The 21,388-nt window shown below is 49.4% G+C and carries 22 protein-coding genes and 2 pseudogenes; 7 read left to right on the top strand and 17 right to left on the bottom strand.

Features of this window, described 5'->3' with window-relative positions; genetic code table 11:
- Nucleotides 1–9 precede the first annotated feature (9 nt).
- Together ACIHKT_RS08850 and ACIHKT_RS08845 are read left to right on the top strand one after the other, a co-directional pair.
- Entirely contained in the window at nucleotides 10–774 is a 765-nt protein-coding gene (locus tag ACIHKT_RS08850) for a restriction endonuclease (protein ID WP_086036629.1), read from the top strand.
- A complete protein-coding gene (locus ACIHKT_RS08845) occupies nucleotides 759–1,718 on the top strand; it encodes a DNA-methyltransferase (protein ID WP_086036628.1) in 960 nt (319 codons plus the stop codon). Before ACIHKT_RS08850 ends, ACIHKT_RS08845 begins: the two co-directional genes overlap by 16 nt.
- Nucleotides 1,719–1,840: 122 nt before the next feature.
- Here the strand turns inward: ACIHKT_RS08845 and ACIHKT_RS08840 are convergent.
- The 8 genes and pseudogenes from ACIHKT_RS08840 to ACIHKT_RS08805 all read right to left on the bottom strand — a co-directional run.
- Nucleotides 1,841–2,227 (bottom strand): annotated as a pseudogene (locus ACIHKT_RS08840) (recombinase family protein); the annotation flags it as partial.
- A gap of 51 nt (nucleotides 2,228–2,278) precedes the next feature.
- Entirely contained in the window at nucleotides 2,279–2,485 is a 207-nt protein-coding gene (locus ACIHKT_RS08835; RefSeq protein ID WP_086036626.1) for an SHOCT domain-containing protein, read from the bottom strand.
- A 195-nt stretch (nucleotides 2,486–2,680) separates the two neighbouring features.
- Nucleotides 2,681–3,094: a holin family protein gene (locus ACIHKT_RS08830; protein ID WP_404352354.1), complete on the bottom strand. Its 414-nt coding sequence runs from the start codon at nucleotides 3,092–3,094 to the stop codon at nucleotides 2,681–2,683.
- A gap of 78 nt (nucleotides 3,095–3,172) precedes the next feature.
- Complete coding sequence (locus ACIHKT_RS08825) at nucleotides 3,173–3,532, bottom strand: head-tail adaptor protein (protein WP_404352352.1); 360 nt, start codon at nucleotides 3,530–3,532, stop codon at nucleotides 3,173–3,175.
- Nucleotides 3,533–3,543: 11 nt separating this feature from the next.
- Nucleotides 3,544–3,819 (bottom strand): head-tail connector protein, encoded by a 276-nt coding sequence (locus ACIHKT_RS08820; RefSeq protein WP_404352350.1) that lies wholly within the window; start codon nucleotides 3,817–3,819, stop codon nucleotides 3,544–3,546.
- A 40-nt stretch (nucleotides 3,820–3,859) separates the two neighbouring features.
- Nucleotides 3,860–5,056 (bottom strand): phage major capsid protein, encoded by a 1,197-nt coding sequence (locus ACIHKT_RS08815; protein ID WP_404352348.1) that lies wholly within the window; start codon nucleotides 5,054–5,056, stop codon nucleotides 3,860–3,862.
- A 15-nt stretch (nucleotides 5,057–5,071) separates the two neighbouring features.
- Nucleotides 5,072–5,935, bottom strand: a complete 864-nt coding sequence (locus ACIHKT_RS08810) for a head maturation protease, ClpP-related (protein ID WP_404352346.1) — start codon at nucleotides 5,933–5,935, stop codon at nucleotides 5,072–5,074.
- A pseudogene (locus ACIHKT_RS08805) lies at nucleotides 5,895–6,473 on the bottom strand (phage portal protein); the annotation flags it as partial. The pseudogene ACIHKT_RS08805 and the gene ACIHKT_RS08810, both read right to left, overlap by 41 nt.
- A 57-nt stretch (nucleotides 6,474–6,530) precedes the next feature.
- On the opposite strand from ACIHKT_RS08805, the gene ACIHKT_RS08800 reads away from it, so the two are divergent.
- From ACIHKT_RS08800 to ACIHKT_RS08780, 5 genes are all read left to right on the top strand, one after another.
- Nucleotides 6,531–6,896: a transposase gene (locus ACIHKT_RS08800; protein WP_404352344.1), complete on the top strand. Its 366-nt coding sequence runs from the start codon at nucleotides 6,531–6,533 to the stop codon at nucleotides 6,894–6,896.
- Nucleotides 6,845–7,735 (top strand): IS3 family transposase, encoded by an 891-nt coding sequence (locus ACIHKT_RS08795; RefSeq protein WP_404352894.1) that lies wholly within the window; start codon nucleotides 6,845–6,847, stop codon nucleotides 7,733–7,735. Before ACIHKT_RS08800 ends, ACIHKT_RS08795 begins: the two co-directional genes overlap by 52 nt.
- 267 nt (nucleotides 7,736–8,002) lie before the next feature.
- Complete coding sequence (locus ACIHKT_RS08790) at nucleotides 8,003–8,122, top strand: DUF6171 family protein (protein WP_404352892.1); 120 nt, start codon at nucleotides 8,003–8,005, stop codon at nucleotides 8,120–8,122.
- A 397-nt stretch (nucleotides 8,123–8,519) separates the two neighbouring features.
- On the top strand, nucleotides 8,520–9,380 hold the full coding sequence (gene licT / locus ACIHKT_RS08785) for a BglG family transcription antiterminator LicT (protein WP_086036620.1): 861 nt from the start codon (nucleotides 8,520–8,522) through the stop codon (nucleotides 9,378–9,380).
- A gap of 189 nt (nucleotides 9,381–9,569) precedes the next feature.
- Nucleotides 9,570–11,684, top strand: coding sequence for a PTS transporter subunit IIABC (locus tag ACIHKT_RS08780; protein ID WP_086036619.1), 2,115 nt, complete (start codon nucleotides 9,570–9,572; stop codon nucleotides 11,682–11,684).
- A 67-nt stretch (nucleotides 11,685–11,751) separates the two neighbouring features.
- Here ACIHKT_RS08780 and ACIHKT_RS08775 read toward each other — a convergent pair whose 3' ends face one another.
- The 9 genes from ACIHKT_RS08775 to ACIHKT_RS08735 all read right to left on the bottom strand — a co-directional run bounded on the left by ACIHKT_RS08775 (nucleotide 11,752) and on the right by ACIHKT_RS08735 (nucleotide 21,373).
- On the bottom strand, nucleotides 11,752–12,780 hold the full coding sequence (locus tag ACIHKT_RS08775) for an alpha-hydroxy-acid oxidizing protein (protein WP_086036618.1): 1,029 nt from the start codon (nucleotides 12,778–12,780) through the stop codon (nucleotides 11,752–11,754).
- Between the two features lie 165 nt (nucleotides 12,781–12,945).
- Nucleotides 12,946–14,607, bottom strand: coding sequence for a peptide ABC transporter substrate-binding protein (locus ACIHKT_RS08770; RefSeq protein ID WP_157658993.1), 1,662 nt, complete (start codon nucleotides 14,605–14,607; stop codon nucleotides 12,946–12,948).
- 155 nt (nucleotides 14,608–14,762) lie between these two features.
- Nucleotides 14,763–15,467, bottom strand: coding sequence for an elongation factor P 5-aminopentanone reductase (ymfI, locus tag ACIHKT_RS08765; protein WP_086036616.1), 705 nt, complete (start codon nucleotides 15,465–15,467; stop codon nucleotides 14,763–14,765).
- A gap of 69 nt (nucleotides 15,468–15,536) precedes the next feature.
- Nucleotides 15,537–16,253, bottom strand: a complete 717-nt coding sequence (locus tag ACIHKT_RS08760; protein ID WP_086036615.1) for a 16S rRNA (uracil(1498)-N(3))-methyltransferase — start codon at nucleotides 16,251–16,253, stop codon at nucleotides 15,537–15,539.
- A 126-nt stretch (nucleotides 16,254–16,379) separates the two neighbouring features.
- The gene (locus tag ACIHKT_RS08755; protein ID WP_404352341.1) at nucleotides 16,380–18,149 is read right to left on the bottom strand and encodes a phosphoenolpyruvate carboxykinase (GTP); all 1,770 of its coding nucleotides are present in this window, start codon (nucleotides 18,147–18,149) and stop codon (nucleotides 16,380–16,382) included.
- 125 nt (nucleotides 18,150–18,274) lie between these two features.
- The gene (gene tsaD / locus ACIHKT_RS08750; protein WP_174192762.1) at nucleotides 18,275–19,288 is read right to left on the bottom strand and encodes a tRNA (adenosine(37)-N6)-threonylcarbamoyltransferase complex transferase subunit TsaD; all 1,014 of its coding nucleotides are present in this window, start codon (nucleotides 19,286–19,288) and stop codon (nucleotides 18,275–18,277) included.
- 23 nt (nucleotides 19,289–19,311) lie between these two features.
- Complete coding sequence (locus tag ACIHKT_RS08745) at nucleotides 19,312–19,974, bottom strand: helix-turn-helix domain-containing protein (protein WP_404352339.1); 663 nt, start codon at nucleotides 19,972–19,974, stop codon at nucleotides 19,312–19,314.
- Nucleotides 19,975–20,060: 86 nt separating this feature from the next.
- On the bottom strand, nucleotides 20,061–20,543 hold the full coding sequence (gene rimI, locus ACIHKT_RS08740) for a ribosomal protein S18-alanine N-acetyltransferase (RefSeq protein ID WP_086036612.1): 483 nt from the start codon (nucleotides 20,541–20,543) through the stop codon (nucleotides 20,061–20,063).
- Nucleotides 20,540–21,373 (bottom strand): putative RNA methyltransferase, encoded by an 834-nt coding sequence (locus ACIHKT_RS08735; protein WP_086036611.1) that lies wholly within the window; start codon nucleotides 21,371–21,373, stop codon nucleotides 20,540–20,542. Before ACIHKT_RS08735 ends, rimI begins: the two co-directional genes overlap by 4 nt.
- Nucleotides 21,374–21,388 lie beyond the last annotated feature (15 nt).

Raw genomic sequence — 21,388 nt, 5'->3', positions numbered from 1 at the left:
CATAATACAATGCAGTACGAAGATTTGATTTTCAAAATTCCTAAAGAATCGCCTACCTATCGCGAGGATTCAGCGTTTGTAATTCAGCAAATCACGGCAATCTTGGACGAACGAAAAGCGGCAAATGATAATAAGATTATCATGAACACAAATTTACGATTGGGTTTGCCACTGGAAAATATTAACAAAATTGCCGGACCGATGATAGAAGCATGGGCGGGTGAAGTTTTCGCAGGAATTAGAGATGATAAGAACAACGAATACAATTTGATAAACGTTGAAGCACAAGAGCGTTTGGGAATGGCGGACATTATCCTTCAATTTAGAAAAGGTCAATCTGTATTAACCGGAAATGTTGATGTAAAAGCCACAGCAAATGATATTCCTAATAGTGGTAAAGGTCCTAATATTACTTCATTTTCAAGAATCAGAACGGCTTATGTGAAAGACCCGGATTTTATGTTTATTATTCTTTCAATCAAGCATCGTGTGTATTCTGAAAGAAACAATAAAACGGGTCTTGTTGACGGTATTATGGAAGTCGTTGATTATAACGCTTATGACTTGAAATTTATAAGCGACGCAGATATAAACTATAACCCCGCCCTTGGAACAGGACAGATTCAAATTAAGGATATTCATTATGTGACATATCAATACAGAACTACATGGGAAATGTGCCAGCTTCTTGACCATAAATATTTGCATAGTTCCCGCAGGACATTTAATGATTTTTACAGAGAGGCAAAAAAGAATCAATGGATAAAGAATTAAAAACAATTTGTGGGGATGCTATTGAAGAATTAAAAAAAATACCCGATAAAAGCATACGTCTTATAGCTACTGACCCACCATATAATTTGAATAAGAATTACGGAAACAATCAGGATAAATTAAAGTTTGATGAATACTTGGATTTTTCCCGTCAATGGCTTACAGAAGCGAAGCGTGTTCTTACAGATGATGGAACAATGTATGTATTTATGGGAATGCGCTATATTTCATACATTTATACCATTCTTGAGCAAGATTTGGGAATGACGTTCAATTCTTGGATAACGTGGTATTACACACAGGGAATAGGAAAAACAAAAGGCTTTTCTCCGCGGCATGACGATATTTTAATGTTCACAAAAAACCCTAAAAAATTTGTTTTTCATTTGGACGATGTAAGAGTTCCACAAAAATATTATCGTTCCGTAAATAATATGCGGGGAGCTAATCCCGGAAATGTATGGGAGTTTTCTCATATGCATTATTGCAATAAGAATCGGAAACAACATCCGACTCAAAAACCAGAAGGGTTATTTGAACGCATGATTTTAGCATCATCTGATCCCGGAGATACTGTCCTTGACCCATTTGTAGGGAGTGGCACAGCTTTGAGGGTGTGCCAACAAACAGATAGAAACGGGATAGGGATAGACATTAACCCCGATTATATTGATATGACAAAAGAACGTCTTTCTGAAAAATTTGATGGGTTTGATAGTATTGATGAAAGAATGAAACGTGTGCCAAATGATCTTAATGACCCACAGATTCGCGAGGAATATATAAAGAATCATGTGAAATGGTTTTTGAAAAATCATCCTGACGCAATTGGAGAATTTATGCAAGAAGTTCGGGACAAATACGAACCCAAAATGAAGGAATCCGGACAAATGAGCTTGTTTGATTTATATGGCCCTGAATTAGCAACCGTGGCTAATTCTTAAATGTTTAATTGTCTCTTTCAATACCATTCAATTTCATATTGTAGAATTAAGCGACAAATAAGCGACAAATTAAAGAAAGAACCGCCGAAATCCATTGAATTTATGGGCTTTCAGCGGTTCTTGATATTCTCCTTTTCAAAGTAAACGGGAATATTCAGCGTGAGAAGCTTTCGTGTCAGTTCCAGACAGTCGGCCGTATTCCGGGAGAAACGGCTGATGGATTTGGTTACGATGAAATCAATCTTTCCAGCTTTGCAGTCGGCCATCATTTTCCGCAGCTGAGGACGCTTCTCTTTTTTGGTTCCCGTGATGCCTTCATCGTAATAAAGCCCGGCGAACTTCCAGTCATCGCGCGACTTGATGTAACTTTCATAGTGCTCCTTCTGGGCCTTCAGGCTTTCTGCCTGTTCATTAGAATCGGTCGAAACACGGCAGTAAGCAGCTGCGCGAAGTTTCCTGCCATTATAATTGACCTTTTTGTTTTCCCCAATTTTTGTGACCTTTTTCATACACTCACCTCCTTCTGGTACGTCTATTTATCACTCTGATTGCCGGAACTATCAAGCAATTTCCGGCATGATTTCCACGTACAGAGGAGAGAAAGTTCTGCGGTTGATGTCCGTTAATTTGTTGAATTCAGCTTGAGAAATCAGATCGTTTGTAAGCATGATTTCTGCAATTTTCTGGGCGCGGTAGTAATCAAAATCACCCTGCAGCTTTTTCTGTGTAAAGAATCCGGTATGATTCGTTTTTGCTTCTTCTGCCATCGGTTATCCACCTCCACTTTTCACTGGAGATGGAGGAGCGACTTGAGCGGAAGAAAATAAAAAAAGCCCGCGGGCATTCCGATGAAGGAACACTCGCAGGCAAGGTAGATGCTGTACAATATGTTATTTGCCTTTACCCTGTTGAAATCAATATAGCACTGTCACACCGATACATGAATTTCTATGGCAGCTATGTTACTTGTCCTCCTTTTCATCACGGTCATGGAGCTGTTTCAGCACAGTCTTGAGTTTTTCCGGTATCGGAAGTCCCAGGTGCGCCGCATTCTCTGTCAGAGACAGCCCTTCGTTCGAGAGATAAAAGAAGATGATTGCCGTCCGGAGCACGCCCGGCTGGCCGAGAACCTGCACGTCAATTACGTTTCCGATTCCGACCAGCAGAAAAATCAGCACCTTCCGGCAGATTCCCCTGAAACCGACCTCGGATGAAAGTTTTTTGTCCGAAACTGCACACAGGACGCCGGTGATGTAGTCGCAGATGACGAAGAGGAGCAGCGCATAAAGCAGGCCGTCGCAGCCGCCGAGAAAATAGCCGAGCCACCCGCCGATGGCGGCAAACACAAATTGTATGAAATTCCAGAATTCCTTCATGAGATATGCCTCCTTGTACATTTACATATGAAAAGCGGCCGCCTGTATGGACGACCGCTCAAAAGCTTTCTGAAAGGATCAAACGCTTAAAGAAGCCTTGACTTTAAAAACTATCCATTCGCGGTGCTGGTCCGGGTCCATCGGGTCGATGATGGTGTAAACAATACTGCCGCGGATCAGTCTGCAGGAAGCGGTAATCAGCGGATTATACCTCAAGACAACATTCGCCGCGTCAATCACCTGGACGGACTGGGCAATCCACGCTTCGGTTCCGCCCAAAGGATACCATTTGCACCGCAGATAACGGGGCGGGTCAGTGGGAAGCAGGTTTCCAAGGTCAATCCAGTCGGTCGTTTTGTGAATACCTGTGCCGGTGACCACTTTCCTTTGAATGCGGATTAAGGTCCGCAGTTCACTGATGTGCATTTTGTATCTCATGGCAGGCGCTCCTAAAACGTGTCTTTGCGGATGCCAAAAAGGAGAGTGCGGAGCATGGAAGTCAGTCCTCCAAAATCCGCGTTTTCCCGGTTTTCGTACAGATAGGCCACCGCGTAAAGTTCCGCAATCCGCGCGGTTTCTTTTGAAGCAAGAAGTTCTGCTTCGTCTACACGTGCAATGTCCATACACAGCTTCTCTGCTGTTTCTATAAATCCCGTTATCACGGAATCCTCATCTGTAGAGTCAATATGCAGATAAAGCTTTGCTTCATCCAGTGTAATCAGCATGATGTGTCACCGCCTCTGTTCTACTTTTGAATCAGTTGATTCAGGCACTTGCTCCAGCTTTCAGGATCTGGACGGCTTCCGGCAGCACGAGCTTGCCGTCGACACGTTCCTTCGCCACATAGCCGATCATTCCGTTACCGGCAAAGAGCTCGCGGAGTTCCTGAAAACTTCTGGTTCCTCTGTCACCGATGTTGTAGTAGCTGAAATCACCGAAGGCGATCGCGGCTTTTCCGGCTTCAAGAGCAGGCGCATAAGCGGAAGTACGCACCGGATATCCGCAAAGCCTGTCCGGTTCGCCAGCCTGATAGGACGGCTGCCAGATGTAGGCCTGGTTGTTGTCCTTGAGTTTGCGGATTGCCGCGAGGGTGGAGTCATTCAGAATAAAGCAGGCGTTCTTACGGTACGGACGCTTCAGGGCGTAAATCAGGGTGAGAATATCATCCGTCGCGAGCTTTGTACCACTTAAGGTTACAGCCGTTACACCGCCGCCTTTGTCCGCAAAGATGCCGGTCGGCTTTCCGGTTCCGCTGCCGTTCAGGAAAGCGTCCTCTTCGGCATTGCCGAACGCTTTGCCGAACTGGTCAATGATGTAGTTCTCCAGATTGAAGGCGTTGTCGTAAAGCAGTTCCTCGGTTACCTTGATGGCCACGTGGAGCTTGTGTGCATCGAGGACGATCTGGTCGAACGTCGCATCTCCGAAAGTCAACGCTTCGCCTTCCTCAATCCATGCCGCCGCGGGTTTTGTGCCCGCAATGTTGATCTTGTGTTCGCCGGACGTAGTGATGGTCGTTGCAAGGCTGCGGAAGATGTTCTCTTCTGTGAGTTTGTCGATAAGGCGGGAGTCCCATTCTTCCGGAACGAGGTAACCGCCGTTCGCGTCAGTGCCTTCCTGCAGAATGTCTGACACCTGGTGGAAGCCGCTGCGCATGGCTGTGAGCATTGCTTTCGCGTAGGCGTCAGATGCTCTGCCGTGTTTCTCCGGCTTATTCTCTGTTCCGGCACCTGGCTTCCCGGTAAGGGGAATATTGACCGGCTGGCTCATCTGTTCTTCGATAGACTTTTGGCGGTTCAGCCTGTCGATTTCCTTTGTGAGGCCGGTGATTTCCTTTTCCATCTTGTCGTAGGCGGCTCCGTCTTCCTCAGAAAGGATGCCGCCGCTGCTGCGGTGGGATTCGAGAAATGCCTTTGCCGTTTCCCACGCCTTGGCTCTCTTATTAATTAATTCCTGTACATTCATGATGTTGTCCTCCTATTAAATGAACTGTTTCATGAGGTCGAGACGCTTTTCGAGGTCTTCGACCGATCTGCCTGTGTTGTAAACTTTTGCCTGCTTTTCGTTATCAGGCGGTTTTTCGGAATGTTCCCTGCAGTAGTCGCAGAGCTTCTTGTTCATGGCTGCCGCAGCTCTGTAACGGGAGAAGAGCATGGATTTCGGCTCAACCTCATCGGATTCCTTTTCTGATGTGCTTCTTTCGTCCGGTTCATCCTCAGCAGGTGTTTCGTCAGGCTCTGTTTCCGGTTTTCTACCATAGAGGGAGCTCCTCTCAATCACACCGTCCGCAAAATGCAGTTCGACCGCTTTCCCGGCATTCATCCAGGTCTCTTCATCCATGAGCTTACTGAGTTTATTCCTCGAAAGGCCGGTCTTTGTCTGGTAAGCGTTGACGATGGAGTTTTTCACCTCGTCCAGCATTTCGATTGCCTTCTGCATTTCGTCAGTGCTGCCCATAGCGACTGTGCTCGGATTGTGGATCATGAGCATCGAGACCGGAGACATCAGAACTTTGTCGCCAGCCATCGCAATGACGCTTGCCGCGGAAGCCGCAAGACCGTCAATCTTAATTGTGACCTTGCCCTTGTAGTCGCGGAGCATGTTGTAAATCTGTGCTGCCGCAAAACAGTCGCCGCCCGGAGAGTTCAGCCATATAGTGATGTTACCGGAGCTGCTTTCCAATTCCGATCTAAAAAGAGCCGGAGTGACGTCGTCGTCAAACCAGCTCTCTTCCGCGATTGTACCGTCAAGGAACAGCGTCCGTTCTTCCGTTTCCTGTCCGGGATTTGCTGAATCGGTCAGTTTATTTCTTGCCCATCTCCAGAACTTGTTTCTCTTTTCCATCGGTATCCTCCTTGTTTGAATTTTGATTGTATGTGGATCCGGCATCCGCGAGCTTGACCGCGTTTCCATTCAGGACGTGGATATTGCCGCCTTCCTCGTCGGAAAGGAGATCCATGTTCTCAAGTTCCCGCACATCGTTCACGGAAAAAATTCCGTTCTGAATGCCGGTCGAATAACCGTTCATGCGGCTCTGATAGTCTCCCCGCAGGAGCCCGTCTACATTAAAGCGGATAAAGTAGCTTTTCTTTTCTTCCGGAGAGAGGAGCGAGCGCTGCATGGATTGTTCCCAGCGCACGAGCCATGGCTCCAACGTATAGGTGACAAACTCCAGACTCTGGTGCTCAATGTTCGAGAAGGTCGCGTGCTCAAGGTCGCCGATCATGTGCGGCGGAATGCGGAAAATCCTCGCAATTTTGTCCAGCTGGAATTTGCGCGTTTCAAGGAACTGCGCCTGCTCCGGACTGATGGAAATTGGCGTATAGGTCATGCCTTCCTCAAGGATTGCTACTTTGTTGGAATTAGAACTTCCGCCGAATCTGAACTGCACCCCATTTGTTAGACAGTATGATATACTGAAAACAAATGGGGTGTTTTTATGCCAAAAGGTAAAGCAAAGAAACGATACACAGGAGAATTCAAACAGCAGGTTGTAGAAGCTATGCAAACAGAGAAACTCAGTTACAGTGAAGCAGCGCGGCAGTTTCACGTGTCTGACCATAAAAGCGTTGCTCAATGGGAACGAATTTATCTGGAAGAAGGACCAGAAGGGCTATATGTGGAACGCCGTGGTCGAGCCAGTGCTGCAAGCGGCACTCAGAAAGATCGCAACCCAAAGCTGAACAAAAAGGTAGAAGAAGATTTGATTGCAGAAAACCAACGGCTGCGTGCAGAGGTAGATCACTTAAAAAAATTGAATGCCTTGGTTTTGGAAGAGGAACGCCGCGACAAAAGGCGCAAGTGATCTGGGAACTAAGGCATAAACACAAGATTTCACTACTAATTGAAGTATCCGGTTTGCCGCGATCAACCTATTACTACTATGCCAAGCGTAGAATGCAACCGGATAAATACAGCGAAATCAAAGAACAGATCACTGAAATCTACCATGAAAACAAGGGGCGCTATGGTTATCGCCGTATCACAGATATTCTGCACAGTAGAGGATACTGCATCAATCACAAAACCGTCCAGAGGTTAATGAAGCAGCTTGGACTCGTATGCCGAGTGAGAATGAAGAAATATCGTTCTTACAAGGGTGAGGTGGGTAAAATTGCTCCAAATCTGCTGAAACGGGACTTTGAAGCAACGACACCAAATCAGAAACGGGTAACCGATGTGACCGAATTTAGCCTGTTCGGGCAGAAAGTGTATTTGTCACCGATTCTGGATTTGTGCAGCAGGGATATTGTCAGCTACACCATTTCGGACAGGCCGGTTTTGTCGATGGTAACGGAAATGCTGGACAAAGCATTTGAGAAAATTCCCGATGGTACACAACTTATTCTCCACTCCGATCAAGGCTGGCAGTACCAACACAAGCGGTATCGAAAAGTGCTTGCCGAGAAAGGAATTCAACAAAGCATGAGCCGCAAAGGGAACTGCCTTGATAACGCTGTAATGGAAAATTTCTTTGGCTTGCTTAAAAGTGAACTGCTGTATTTGCAGGAATTCGACTCAATCGACCAGTTCAAGGACGAACTCGTAAACTATCTGGATTACTACAACAACCGCCGTATCAAAGCAAAACTTAAGGGTTTGCCGCCCGCTTTACATAGGCAACAAGCCCTTTCGGTTGCTTGATTTAAAATATTGTCTAACTTTTTGGGGTCAATTCACTTTCTCTCAAGCAGGGAAAAGCCCTGCTTTTGTTTTGCCTTGCGCAACCAGCGGTTTTATAGTATGATTCCCCCAGAAGAACTGCCTGTGGGCAGGAAAGGTAGACCCCGCAGAATGAATAATTTGGACCGTCCGCCTTGCAGGAGATGCCCGCTGGAGGATATGACAACGGAAAAGAAACTGTACGCAACTGTTCATGAGTATCTGGACGCTTGTCGCAGGTGTTAGAATCTGCCAAATGGCATGTGCCGGCTGTGCGGCTGTTTTGTAGAAATGCGGACGGTCAAAGCTACAAACCTTGTCCGGATACGCCCCCGCATTGGCGGGTGGAAAAGTAAAAAAGGGAATTAATATAGCTCTGACTGATTGTTACCTCACAGTATAGCTAGATACGTTAAAAAGAGAACAAATATGGGAAAATGATGGATATCAAATGAATTGCCAGTACATCGATGTTCATAATCTAATTGTTACGTCGAACTAACCGGGTATCTTTTTGCTTCAAATTAGGAGATTGCAGTCTTTTTTGATAAAATTATAAATAACAATTCGCATTTAGAAAAATACAGAGAAAACATTATATGCATACAAAATGGTCGAAGGTGCGCTTTTACATAGGTTTGGCAATTTTATCAAAAAATCATTGACATATATCTATAAACTGTGATAATATAAATAATCAAAGAGCAAGAGCGCCGCAGTAACTTTTCAGCAGCGCCAGGCGCTATTTTCAGGGAAGGCTGTGCTTATGCGCTTTCGCATTAAAAAGGTCATCAATAATAATATCCTGTGTGTGACCGACGCGGATGGCAGTGAAATGATTGTTACAGGTCGTGGATTGGGATTTGGGCACAAGGTTGGTGAACAGGTCGATTCTGCTTCTGTACAAAAGACATATCGTATGACCAACCCTACCGTTCAGCAGAAGCTGCTTGATTTGCTGGAGCAAATTCCATATGAACATTTTCTCCTAACAGATGAGCTGGTGGGGGAGATTCGCAAAAGAATTTCCTATCCTCTGAACGAAAGCCTTTTGATTACATTAGCTGACCATATCAACTTTGCCATTAAGCGGCAGAAACAGGGGCTGCTTTATAAAAACCCACTTCTGGAACCAATCCGGGAATGCTATCCGGAAGAGTTTAAAATGGGAAGATATTGCATCAAACGCATAAAGGAAAAGCTGTCAGTTTCTCTGCCGGAAGATGAAGCAGGCTTTATTGCACTGCATATTGTCAATGCGGAACTGAATACCTCTATGAGTGTGATGAATGACATTACCCGATTTGTAGACGGGTGCATAAAAGTCATTGAGTCTTATTATGGAAAAAAATTTGACCATACTTCACTGGCATTCAGTCGTCTGGCAGTGCATCTTCGCTTTTTTGCACAGCGGCTGTTCCAAAACGGACAGGACAGCGGCAAAGAAGAGTATGACAAGAAGTTTCGGTCACTGATTGCACGTAACTGCAAAGAACATTATCAATGTGCGGAGACAGTTGCAGCTTATGCTGAAAATGTCTGGCATAAAAAGGTTTCCGATGAAGAAATCCTTTTTATGGCCATTCATCTAAAACGAGTTAATTTATCAGAACAACATTCTGATTAGATACAATTTATATTCTTTTGGGATAGTTACCATGTCGGGCTAAACCCATATTTTACAGGATACAAGATTACACTTGTATTCTGTGAGATATGGGTTTTTTATATGTCCTTTTTCGGTCCGGCCAGCTGAAAAAGGGTAGGAAGAATAAAAATTTCAAATCTATGTATTATTAGGGAAGGAGTTTTACGAATGAAGAAAGAACACAAAGTCTTTGGAGTTCTGCAGCGGGTTGGCAGGTCCTTTATGCTGCCGCTTGCACTGCTCCCAATCGCAGGTTTGCTGCTGGGAATCGGCAGTTCTTTTACAAACGAAACCATGTTGGCGGCCTATGGCCTTAGCCATGTGATATACAAAGGCGGTGCTCTCTACACCATACTGGATATCATGAGCAAAACAGGAAGTGCAGTATTTAATAACCTGCCGCTGCTGTTTGCAATTGGTGTTTCTATCGGTATGGCAAAAAAAGAGAAGGCCGTTGCGGCCCTTTCCAGTGCAGTTGCTTATTTGATTATGAACACAGCGATTAGCACACTGATTACGGCCAAAGGCGGTGTCAGTGCAATGCCGGCCAACTCAACTATTTCTGTATTGGGTATTACTACTTTGCAGATGGGTGTTTTCGGCGGTATTATTGTTGGTCTTGGTGTTGCCGCTCTGCATAACCGTTTCTATGAGATTCAGCTGCCACAGGTACTGTCTTTCTTTGGCGGCACTCATTTTATACCGATTATTTCATCTGTTACATTTTTGCTTGTCGGCATATTGATGTTCTTTGTCTGGCCCATTATCCAGACTGGAATTGCCGCGCTTGGCAGTTTGGTGTTAGGTTCCGGCTATCTCGGGACATGGATTTATGGTGTGATTGAGCGCGCTTTAATTCCGTTTGGTTTGCATCATGTATTTTACCTGCCGTTCTGGCAGACAGCTGTCGGCGGCACAGCTACCATTGACGGCAATGTCGTTTCTGGTGCTCAGAATATTTTCTTTGCAGAGCTTGTTTCTAAGTCAACACAACAGTTTTCCGTTTCCGCGACGCGCTTTATGTCCGGAAAATTCCCGCTTATGATTTTTGGGTTACCTGGTGCGGCGCTTGCCATGTACAAATGTGCCCGCAAAGATAAACGGAAGGAAGTAGGAGGACTGCTTCTTTCCGCAGCGCTCACATCTATGCTGACAGGCATTACAGAACCAATCGAGTTTACTTTCCTGTTTGTAGCAACGCCGCTGTATGCAGTTCACTGTGTACTGGCAGGTGCTTCCTATATGTTGATGCACATACTGAATGTTGGTGTCGGAATGACTTTTTCCGGCGGACTGATTGATTTGACACTGTTCGGAATTATGCAGGGAAATGCCAAAACACATTGGATTTGGGTAATTATTATTGGTATCGCTTATTTCTTCCTGTATTACTTCCTTTTCCGGTTCATGATTCGGAAATTCAACTATAAAACACCGGGCCGTGACGACGATGCAGAAGTCAAACTTTACACCCGTGCAGATGTGGATGAGAAGAGAAAATCTCAAAAGTCCGGCGGTGACGCTGTCAGTGCACTGATTCTGCGCGGCCTTGGTGGGAAAACGAATCTTGTCGATTTGGACAGCTGTGCAACACGCCTGCGTGTGACCGTTTCGGACAGCAGCAAAGTGGACCAGTCCCTGCTGAAACAGAGCGGAGCGTCCGGTGTTATTTGCAGGGGAGACGGCATTCAGGTCGTTTATGGACCACAGGTATCCGTTATTAAGTCCAAGCTGGAAGACTATATGGATACACCAGAATCTGACCAGCCAGATGCTGTTGCATCGCCCGTTGCTGCGAAAGCGGAAAAAGTTTCTGGTACCAAAAAGAAAGATGTGATGCTTAGCGCATGCATGAATGGCACCGCTACGCCGATAGAAAAGGTAAACGATGAGGCATTTGCAAGCTGTGTCCTTGGCAAAGGCGCTGCGATTGAACCAGCAGATGGCTGCCTGTATGCACCGGCAGATGGTACAATTTCTACTTTGTTCGATACAAAGCATGCGGTTGGCATGACCACAGACGACGGTGCAGAAGTATTGATGCACATAGGCATTGATACCGTCAAACTTGATGGCAAATATTATGAATATCATGTTCGTAAAGATGAAAAAGTCCATAAAGGTGATTTGCTGGTAACCTTTGACCTGGAAGCAGTCAAAGCCGCAGGCTATCAGACAACGACGCCGGTTATTGTCTGTAATACGGACGATTATCAGTCTGTACAGTTAGCAGCATCAGGCAATGTGAAAGTAGGGGACGATTTTCTACAGCTGAAGGCGTAAAAATCTTAAACAAGACCGTAAAAAGCCTGCACGCTCTAAAAGAGCGGCAGGCTTTTTGCTGTTACACTTACTTTGGCAGGCGGACCATGTCAGGTGTGATTTCCGCCAGCGTATGTGCGCCGCACATCTGCATGGTGTCCGCAAGTTCGGCGGCGTATTTGTCAATCGTGACCTTTACGCCTTCCGCCGCTCCACCGTACACAGCGGTTACAAACGGGCGGGCAATCAGCACAGCGTCCGCGCCGCACGCCAATGCCTTAAAGATATCGACACCGCTGCGAATGCCACCGTCTATTAAAATTTTCAAACCGCTGCCTTTCATGGCGGCGGCAATTTCCGGCAGGACTTCGGCCGTGGCGGGACATTGGTCCAGCACGCGACCGCCGTGGTTGGAAACGACAATGGCAGTAGCACCTGCTTTAGCCGCCTTTTCCGCGCCGCAGACAGTCATAATGCCTTTGACGATAAACGGTTTGCCCTCGGTTAGGGCAATAATGTCGTGCAGTTCCGGAACACTTTTGCTGCCGGCCGGTGGTGTCTGGTTTTTGAGAAACGGCAGACCGGCTGCGTCCACATCCATGGCTACGGCAAAGCAGCCGGAGGCTTTGACAAGCTCCATTTTTTCACGAATGGTGTCGATATTCCACGGCTTTACGGTGGGCACGCCTACGCCGTCCGCTTTGCGTACGGCTGCTGTTGCAGCCTGCATGACTTTGGGGTTCGTGCCATCGCCGGTGAAGGCGGCAATGCCGTTTTCCGCGCAGGAGGCAACCAAAATATCATTGTAGCGCACATCGTCACATACATCGGAGTAGTGCAGATTGACAGCACCAACTGGGCCAGCAAAAAATGGATATCGAAAGTCACGGCCGAACAGGCGGCAGACCGTGTCCACAGGAGCATTGCCGCACAGGGTATCCATATTGATGCGAATTTCCTGCCACTTCGCGTAGTTGCGGGCGGAGGTGTCGCCGGTTCCTTTCGCGCCCGGGCCGGGCATTCGGTTTTTGCAGCCGAGGCCATTGCACACCGGGCAGGCTAGGCAGCTGCCGCCAAAGGCAGCGCGGGCTTTTTCCTGCAGTTCTTGATAAGTCATAAACGGAATCCTCCTGTATGTGTTTCTTTTTATTTTACAACGACTTCCATATGATGTCCACAGTTTTACAAATGAAATATCCAATCAATATAGGTATACTAACGAAAAGGGCCCTGCCGGCGGAAAACCGACAGGACCTTTTCGTTTCCATCAGCGGAACAAATATCAGTCATTGATTCCAGCGTCGCACAGGTCCAGCCCGCCGCCAAAGGGGCGGTACACCACGCCTGTAACGGAGGGGAGCGCCGCATAATCGTGGCGGGTGCTGTACAATGGGTAGAAAACAGCGTTCTCACTTAAATATTTTTCGGCCTGCGCCAGTGTAGCGGCAGAAATGCCGGTGCTTTGCAGCAGCTGGTCATAGGAAGAATCCTTTAACTGTGTAAAGTTTCCGCTTTGGTTGCTTTGAAAGGCAGAGAGAGCGGTACAGGCATCGAAAGAGGTGGGGGTATAGGGGTAAATAGCCATATCGTAATTCCCACTGCTCACAGAAGAAAGCAGGTTGGCTTCGCTGACAGAATGCAGACTGAAATAAGTCTGGAACGCTTGGTTCCAGCAGGCGAGCATTTCACTTGCCAACGCCTTGGTTTGGTCTGTGCACAGCAGTGTAATCTTTTTGCCATTTGGCAGCAGGCTGCGTCCCTGGGCTGCCGCTGCGGAGGACTGCTGCAAATACATACTGCCCGCCTGTGTCCGGTAGGTTTTTCCGCCGAACTGCATATCCAGCGGCAGAATGCCCTCTGCTTGACTGGTGCCGGTTGGTATTAGTTTCATTAAAGCGGAGCGGTTCAGCGTTTGGACGAAGGCTCGCCGCAGCGTCGCTGACTGGAAGGTGCCGCCGGTGTGAAAACACAGCCCGCAGGTGGTGTCTTGGAAAGAAGTGACGGTCATGCCGGCCTTTTTGGCGGTGGATTCCAGCGAAAGGTCCAGCGACGCGATTTCCAGTTTGTTTCCGGTCAGTGCCTGCACCGCGTTCAGCGTTGTGGAAGCGGCGCTGCCGGTATCCGCTGCGGCAGATACCGCGGACGATGAAGTGTCGGAAGCGGGAATGTCACCGATGGTGAAAGCAATGGAAGCGGGCAGCGCAGCAGTGCGTCCCACATAGGTATCGGTGCGCTTCAGTGCTAGGTCCTGGTCATGATTCCAGCCATAGTTCGGAATGCTGAACGGTCCATTCCCCAGAATGGTTGCGCGGTCCATGCCGTATCGGCCGGAGGCATAGGTGAAAAAGGCCTGGTTGCAGGGCATAAAAACGCTTTGTGCTGTCAGCTGCGGGAACTCCGGGCAGGAGTAGCGCAGATGCACCACTAGGGTATGACTGTCCTTTGCTGTTACACCTAGGTTATCTGCCGAAAGCGAACCAGTGTGAATCTGTGCTGCGTTTTCAATACACATCATAGAGGTGCAGGAAGGCGATGCGGTGGCGGGCTCCAGCGCACGCTGCCACGCAAAGACAAAGTCGCTTGCGGTCAATGGGGTAGGAGTCGTATCCTTCGTGTTTTCGCCGGTCAAAGCCTTTACATTGCCGTTCCAGACAGCATTGCTGCGCAGGTGAAAGGTGAACTCGGTGTTTGTGCTGTCTGCCTGCCACGATTCTGCCGCGCCGGGAACCGCCTTTCCGTTTGCGTCCAGCCGGCAAAGGCCCTCGTACAGGGCAGAAATAACGGTCGCTGCGCCGCTGCCCTGTGCGACCTGGGGGTCCAGTGTAGACGGCTCTTCGGTCAGCCATACACGGATATTTTTATTTGCATTTTTCGGGGTGCCGCATCCGGCTAAAGAACTCACCAGCAGGATAATGCAGCACAAAAGTGCCCATATACGCTTCAAATCTGTTTTACACCTCTGTAAGAACTCATCAATAGTTTCATTCTAACATTCTTCAGGAAGTGCTTCAATGAGGTTAACATAGTTTTTACACGATTTATCAAATTTGTAGTTTTTACGACCGTATCTTTTCAGAATTGTTAACAAACCGATATATATTATATAACAAATCCGCCGTTTACGCTGAGCACCTGTCCGGTGATGAAAGAAGCGTCCTTTCCAGCAAGAAAAGCGGCGGCAGCGGCAATGTCTTCCGGTGCCCCCAGTCGTTCCAGAGGGGTATCCTCCGCCAATTCCTGCAGGACCTGCGGGCCGTGCATGGCATTCATTTCCGTATCGATAACGCCGGGCGCAATGCAATTGACACGAATGTGGCTGGGACCAAGCTCCTTTGCCAGTGCTTTTGTCAGACCGATGACAGCAGCCTTTGCCGCGGAATAGTGCACTTCACAGGAACCGCCGGTCTGTCCCCACATGGAGGAGATGTTGATGATGCTGCCGCGCTTAACATGAATCATGTATGGCAGGGCAAGCTGACAGCAGTGAAACACGCCGCTCACATCTACAGCGAACAGACGGTTCCACTCCTCTTCGGTAATGTCTGTAAAAAGTTTTTGCTGGGCAACGCCGGCGTTGTTGACAAGAATATCAACGTTGCCAGCCTGCTCAAATAAATTTTCGCAGGCGGCACGGTCGGCAACGTCCGCTTGCACGGCCAGCCCTCCGATTTCTTCGGCCAATTTTTCCGCGTCTTCCTTGTGTGTGTGGTAATTTACAATAACGCGGCAGCCCTCTGCGGCAAGACGGCGGCAGACCGCCGCGCCGATACCGCGGCTTCCGCCAGTGACCAGTGCAGTTTCCATCCTGCAAAAGACCTCCCTATGTTTTATTCCTGAAAGTGCGCAGACATACATAGAAACTGTGCATAACTTTTACATATTTCCAGTCAGCAGCATAACTGCCGTCAGCGCGGCAAGTGGTGCTGTTTCTGTGCGCAGAATACGCGGCCCAAGGGTAGCGGCTTGGCCGCCCGCGTCCTGCACAAGGCGCACTTCCTCTGTGGAAAAGCCGCCCTCCGGACCAATAAAGATGCTGATTTCCGAATCGACCCGATTGACAGCGTCGGTCAGAGAAACACCGCCGCCCTCATAAAACAGCAGACATTTCCCCGGTGCGGTGCATACCGCCTGCTGAAGGGAAATGCAGGGGGCAACCTCCGGCAAAATGCCGCGGCCGCTCTGTTTGGCCGCTTCGCAGGCGATTTTCTGCCAGCGCTGCACTTTTTTTGCGGAAGTTTTGCCGTCCGGTCGGGAAACGCAGCGGGAAGTCAGCGTGGGGACCACGCGGAAAACGCCGAGTTCCACCGCTTTCTGTACGATAAAATCCATTTTTGTACTTTTGGGGATTCCCTGATACAGGGTAACATGAACGCTCGGCTCGGTCTGATTATTCGCGGCAGAAAGGATATGAACCGATACGATGTCCGGGGTAACTTCTGTAATTTCTCCCTGATAGTCGTGGCCCATGCCGTCGCACAGTGTCAGCGCTTCGCCGGGGTGCATTCGCAGACTTCTGGAAATATGGCGTGCGTCCTCGCCGGTCAGAGTGGCCTGGGTGCCAGTCAGCGGGGAAATGAAAAAACGGGGCATAGTGTTTCCTCCCTTTACAATCCTGTTCGTTAGTATACCATGCGGCAGAAAAAGATGCAAAAAGCCGCGGCTTTTTGCCGCGGCTCAATTTGCGGGATATGCTGTTTTTCGCACAGAAGGGAGCTTTTACTGCAGGCGCTGTTTTAAGGCCGCCAGCTCAGCGGATAGCTCCTTCGGCAGTCTGTTGCCGAACTTTTTGTAGTGTTCGGTGATTGCGTCGGCTTCTTTCCGCCACTGGTCCTTATCGACAGTCAGAATATCTTTCATGGTTTCCGGGCTGACAGCGTCCTCCAGACCGGTCATGTCGATGTCTTCTGGTGTTGGAACATAGCCGATTGGTGTTTCCACAGAATTAGCCTTGCCGTCGCAACGGTCAAGAATCCAATCCAGTACACGCAGATTGTCGCCGAAGCCCGGCCACAGGAAGTTCCCGTCCTTGTCCAGACGGAACCAGTTGACGTTGAAAATCTTTGGCGCCTTGTCGCCTAGCTTCTTGCCCATTTCAATCCAGTGCGCAAAGTAGTCGCCCATGTTATAGCCGCAGAATGGCAGCATGGCCATGGGGTCACGCCGGACCACACCAACGGCACCGCTGGCGGCTGCGGTGGTTTCGGAGGCCATAATGGAACCGACGAATACGCCGTTGTTCCAGCCGCGGGACTGGTACACTAAAGGTGTTGTCTGGGCGCGGCGGCCGCCGAAGATGATGGCAGAAATCGGAACACCGGTTCCCTTATCAAATTCAGGGCTGATGCAGGGACAGTTCTTTGCCGGCGCAGTAAAGCGGCTGTTGGGGTGTGCGCCCTTTTCCTTGCTGGTTTTTCCGTTCCACGGGCGGCCCTTCCAGTCTACGCCGTTCTCCGGCGGATTTTTGTCCAAACCTTCCCACCAAACAGTGTTGTCGTCTTTATTGAGCGCAACGTTGGTGAAGATGGTGCCTTTGCGGGTAGTTGCGAGGGCGTTGGGGTTGGATTTATTATTGGTGCCGGGGGCAATGCCGAAGAATCCGTTTTCCGGGTTGATAGCCCACAGACGGCCGTCCGGACCAATGCGCATCCACGCAATGTCATCGCCGACGGTAAAGATTTTATAGCCTTTTTTGCGGAAACCCTCCGGCGGAATGAGCATGGCAAGGTTTGTTTTGCCGCAGCCGGACGGGAACGCTGCCGAAACATATTTGATTTCGCCCTTGGGGTTCTGGATGCCGAGAATCAGCATATGTTCTGCCATCCAGCCTTCCTGTTTGCCCTGATAAGAGGCAATGCGCAGTGCAAAGCATTTTTTGCCCAGCAGAACGTTGCCGCCGTAGGCAGAGTTAACGGAGATAATGGTGTTGTCCTCTGGGAACTGGCAGATGTAGCGTTTGTCCGGGTCAACATTGCACTTGCAGTGCAGACCGCGTACCCAGTCATTGCTGTCACCCAGTACGTCCCAAATTTTATTTCCCACACGGGTCATAATGGACATATTCAAAACGACATAAATAGAGTCGGTGACTTCCACACCGACCTTTGCAAACGGAGAACCAACAGGTCCCATGGAGTAAGGAATGATATACATAGTGCGGCCGGCGTAACTGCCGCGCGCAATATCAAACAGCATTTTGTAGCACTTCTGCGGGTCCATCCAGTGGTTGGTAGGGCCGGCGTCCTCCTCTTTGCGGGAGCAGATAAAGGTGCGGCCCTCCACACGGGCCACATCGTTTTCCGCTGTACGGTGCAGGTAGCAGCCGGGCATCTTTTCCTGATTCAGCTTAATCATTTCCCCGGTTTGAACAGCTGTTTTCCGCAGCATTTCCAGCTGTTCCTCTGTGCCGTCTATCCACATGACGTCCGCCGGTTTAACTAGGTCCTTCACTTTTTGGAGCCAACTCAGTACAGATTGATTATTTGTCATACAAATGCTCTCCTTCCAACCCAATAACAATTCACAAAGCTGTTAAACAGTCGTTTACCAATGATTATAGTACAGAACACAGCAGGAAGCAAGGAGTCAATATGAATTTTTTGAAAATTTTTCTTTCAATTATTTTCTTCCATGGGCATTTCGGGGCGCGCATTCAAGTCATTTCCGGCGGTATGTCCAGCTAAAAATTCATAATAAGCCTGGGAGCCAATCATAGCGGCGTTGTCTCCGCACAGCGGCAGGGCCGGGCAGAAAAAGCCCCAGCCGCGTTCCGCACAGGTGTGTGTCAGGCGGCGGCGCAGAAGGCGGTTTGCGCTGACACCGCCCGCCAGTACCAGCGTTTTGGCGCCGGTGTCCTCGGCGGCACGGACGAAGTTGCACTCCAAACAGTCCACAACAGCACAGCGGTATGAAGCGGCAAGGTCCGGAATGGACAGCGTTTCGCCACGCTGGTCCGCGTTGTGAATCAGGTTAATGACCGCGGTTTTCAGGCCGGAAAAGCTGAAATCGTAGAGGGAGCCGTCCACATGTGGGCGCGGCAGGTGAAAAGCCTTTTCGTCGCCGCCCTCGGCGGTTTCGTCCAGCTCAATGCCGCCGGGGTAAGGCATGCCCATGGCACGCGCGGCTTTATCGAAGGCTTCGCCGGCGGCATCGTCGCGTGTTTGGCCCAGAACGGTAATTTTGGTGTAGTCCGCGACCTGTACAATGTGTGTGTGCCCGCCGGAAACCACCAGACACAGAAACGGCGGCGTCAGCTCTGGGCTGGTCAGATAGTTGGCGGCGACGTGCCCGCGCAGGTGGTGCACCGGCACCAGCGGTTTGCCGGAAGCCATGGCAAGCCCTTTTGCAAAGTTAACGCCGACCAGCAGTGCGCCGATAAGTCCCGGTGCATAGGTGACACCGATGGCGTCCACGTCGGCCAGCGTCAGGTTTGCATCCTCCAGTGCCTTTTGGGTAACGGGGACGACGGCTTCACAGTGGCGGCGGCTGGCAATTTCCGGCACAACTCCGCCATACAGTTTATGTTCTTCTACCTGAGAGGCCACTACACTGGAGAGAATTTTGCGGCCGTCCTCTACGACAGCAGCGGCGGTTTCATCACAGGAACTTTCTAATGCGAGTATTTTCATAAGATGCAGAAACTCCTCAAAATTTAAAAATGCAGATAATCGGCAAGTTTGTAAAAAATTGGAATGGTGGTAAACAGGATCCACGCCGGATGCCATTTGTCACGGTAAAAACCCAGCAGCAGAAAGAGAATCGTAACCAAAATGGGATAGGCGCCGGTAATGCCCGCATAAAAGGCCGGTATCATGAAGAAGACCAGCCAGCCCGGGTGCCATAAGTGAAAGCAGCAGCCGAGAATCAGATATATCAGGGCAGTGGCGGGCGAAAAGAAACTTTCCGCAAGGCTGTTCAGCGGCGGAATGACAATGAATAAAAGCTGAAGCAGCAGTGCGGCAAGCAGCGGCGCGGCGGCTATAAAATTCTGCAGAGCAGGGGAGAATTCGGAAGTTTCCGGCTGTACGTTATCAACCGGATCGCTTGGCGGAACCGTGCTGGCCCAATTCGGCGCTTCGCTTTGGGCAGTGTTTTGAGCTGATTTCACTGGGTCGTCCGTCTTCAGCAGGTCATCCAGCGAAATATGGTAGAGCCTTGCCAGCAGAATGAGGTTGTCGGTGTCCGGTGAAGATTCCGCCCGTTCCCATTTGGAAACGGCCTGCCGGCTGATGCCAAGCCGTGCCGCCAGTTCTTCCTGAGAAAAGCCGTTCTTTTTGCGCAGCTGAACCAACCGGTTTGCGATTTCAATATTCATAGAGAAGACTCCTTTGTGATTGGAATGGCAAAAGCATAGCAGAAAAGGCGGCTGTAGGAAAGCATTTCTGCTTTTCAGCGGCGCAACTAACGGTTGCGGCCCTCAAAATAGGGCCGTTTTGGGAGAAAACGGCGGGTTAACAGCAGGGCAGCTTCTTCCGGATGAGTGTAGAAATGCGGCCGCCGCCCAACGGGCAGAAACCCCAGCGACCGGTAAAGTGTCAGCGCCGGCAGATTGCTTTCACGCACTTCCAGCGTGACAAAGGCACCGTTTTGGCTTTCAGCATAGCTTAGCAAAGTTTGCACCAGCCTACGGCCAACGCCCTGCCGCCGTGCAGAGGGAAGCACAGCGATGTTGTCAATGTATCCTTCGCCGCAGACAAAATGCATGCCGCCGTAGCCAACGGGAATGCCCTCCAGCAGCGCTACCTGAAAGACAGCGGTGCTGCAGACAAGTTCCGCCCGCAAGCCCTCTTCCGTCCACGGGGCGGAAAAACACAGGCGTTCAATCTCCGCCAGTGCCGCAATGTGTATTTCTGCCATAGGGACAATTTTCAACAGAATACTCATACAGGGTCCCTTGCATACAGCAGGAAATCAAAGCCAATCTCAGTTGTTAGGCAGGAGATGGTTTTCAGTTTTTCACAGCCCGCTTTCGGTGTTTTCCAGTAATAAGGCGTCATGGCAAATAGGTCCTGCACGTCCTGCCCCTGCAGGGAAAGGGTTCCGCGTACCGGAAAGCGCTGTACAAAATGAAATCCGGAATAGGCGGTATCCTTTGTTTCATTTTCGTAGGGCGCGTCATATAAAATTTCTTTTAGGCCGAACAGATGACGCGCACTGGGCACAGCTAGTACAAAATGGCCGCCGGGTTTTGTAACACGGCAAAATTCCTCCGGTACGACCGGCGCAAAAATATCAGCGAGCAGGTCAGCGGAAGCATCCGCCAGCGGCAGGGAAAAGTTGCTGGCTACGGCAAAGGAGACATCCGGCGCGGCCTTTGCGGCCAGCCGCACAGCGGCTTTGGAGATGTCACAGCCAAACAGCTGTGCCCTTTGGCCGCTTTCCCGCAGAGCGGAAGCCATCCGCGCGGTGTAGTAACCTTCCCCGCAGCCGGCGTCCATCACTACCGGCTCTGCGGTGTCAGAAAGACAGCGGCGGGCAATGCGGCACAGAGCATCGGCAAAAAGCTGATAATGTCCGCCGGACAAAAAGCGTCGCCGCGCTGCGACCATGGCCTTGTCGTCGCCGGGCGATTTGCTGTGCTTTTTGTTGGGCGGCAGCAAATACAGATAGCCCTCTTTGGAAAAGTCAAAGCTGTGGCCGTTTTTACAGGTAACAGAGAGATTGCCATTTGCATAATAAAGATGATTATTGCAGATAGGACAACTGAAATACATGAAAGGACTCCTTAA

The sequence above is a fragment of the Caproicibacterium sp. XB2 genome (assembly GCF_044880635.1).
Lineage (GTDB): Bacteria > Bacillota > Clostridia > Oscillospirales > Acutalibacteraceae > Caproicibacterium > Caproicibacterium lactatifermentans.
This window is presented reverse-complemented; position numbering and strand designations above follow the sequence as displayed.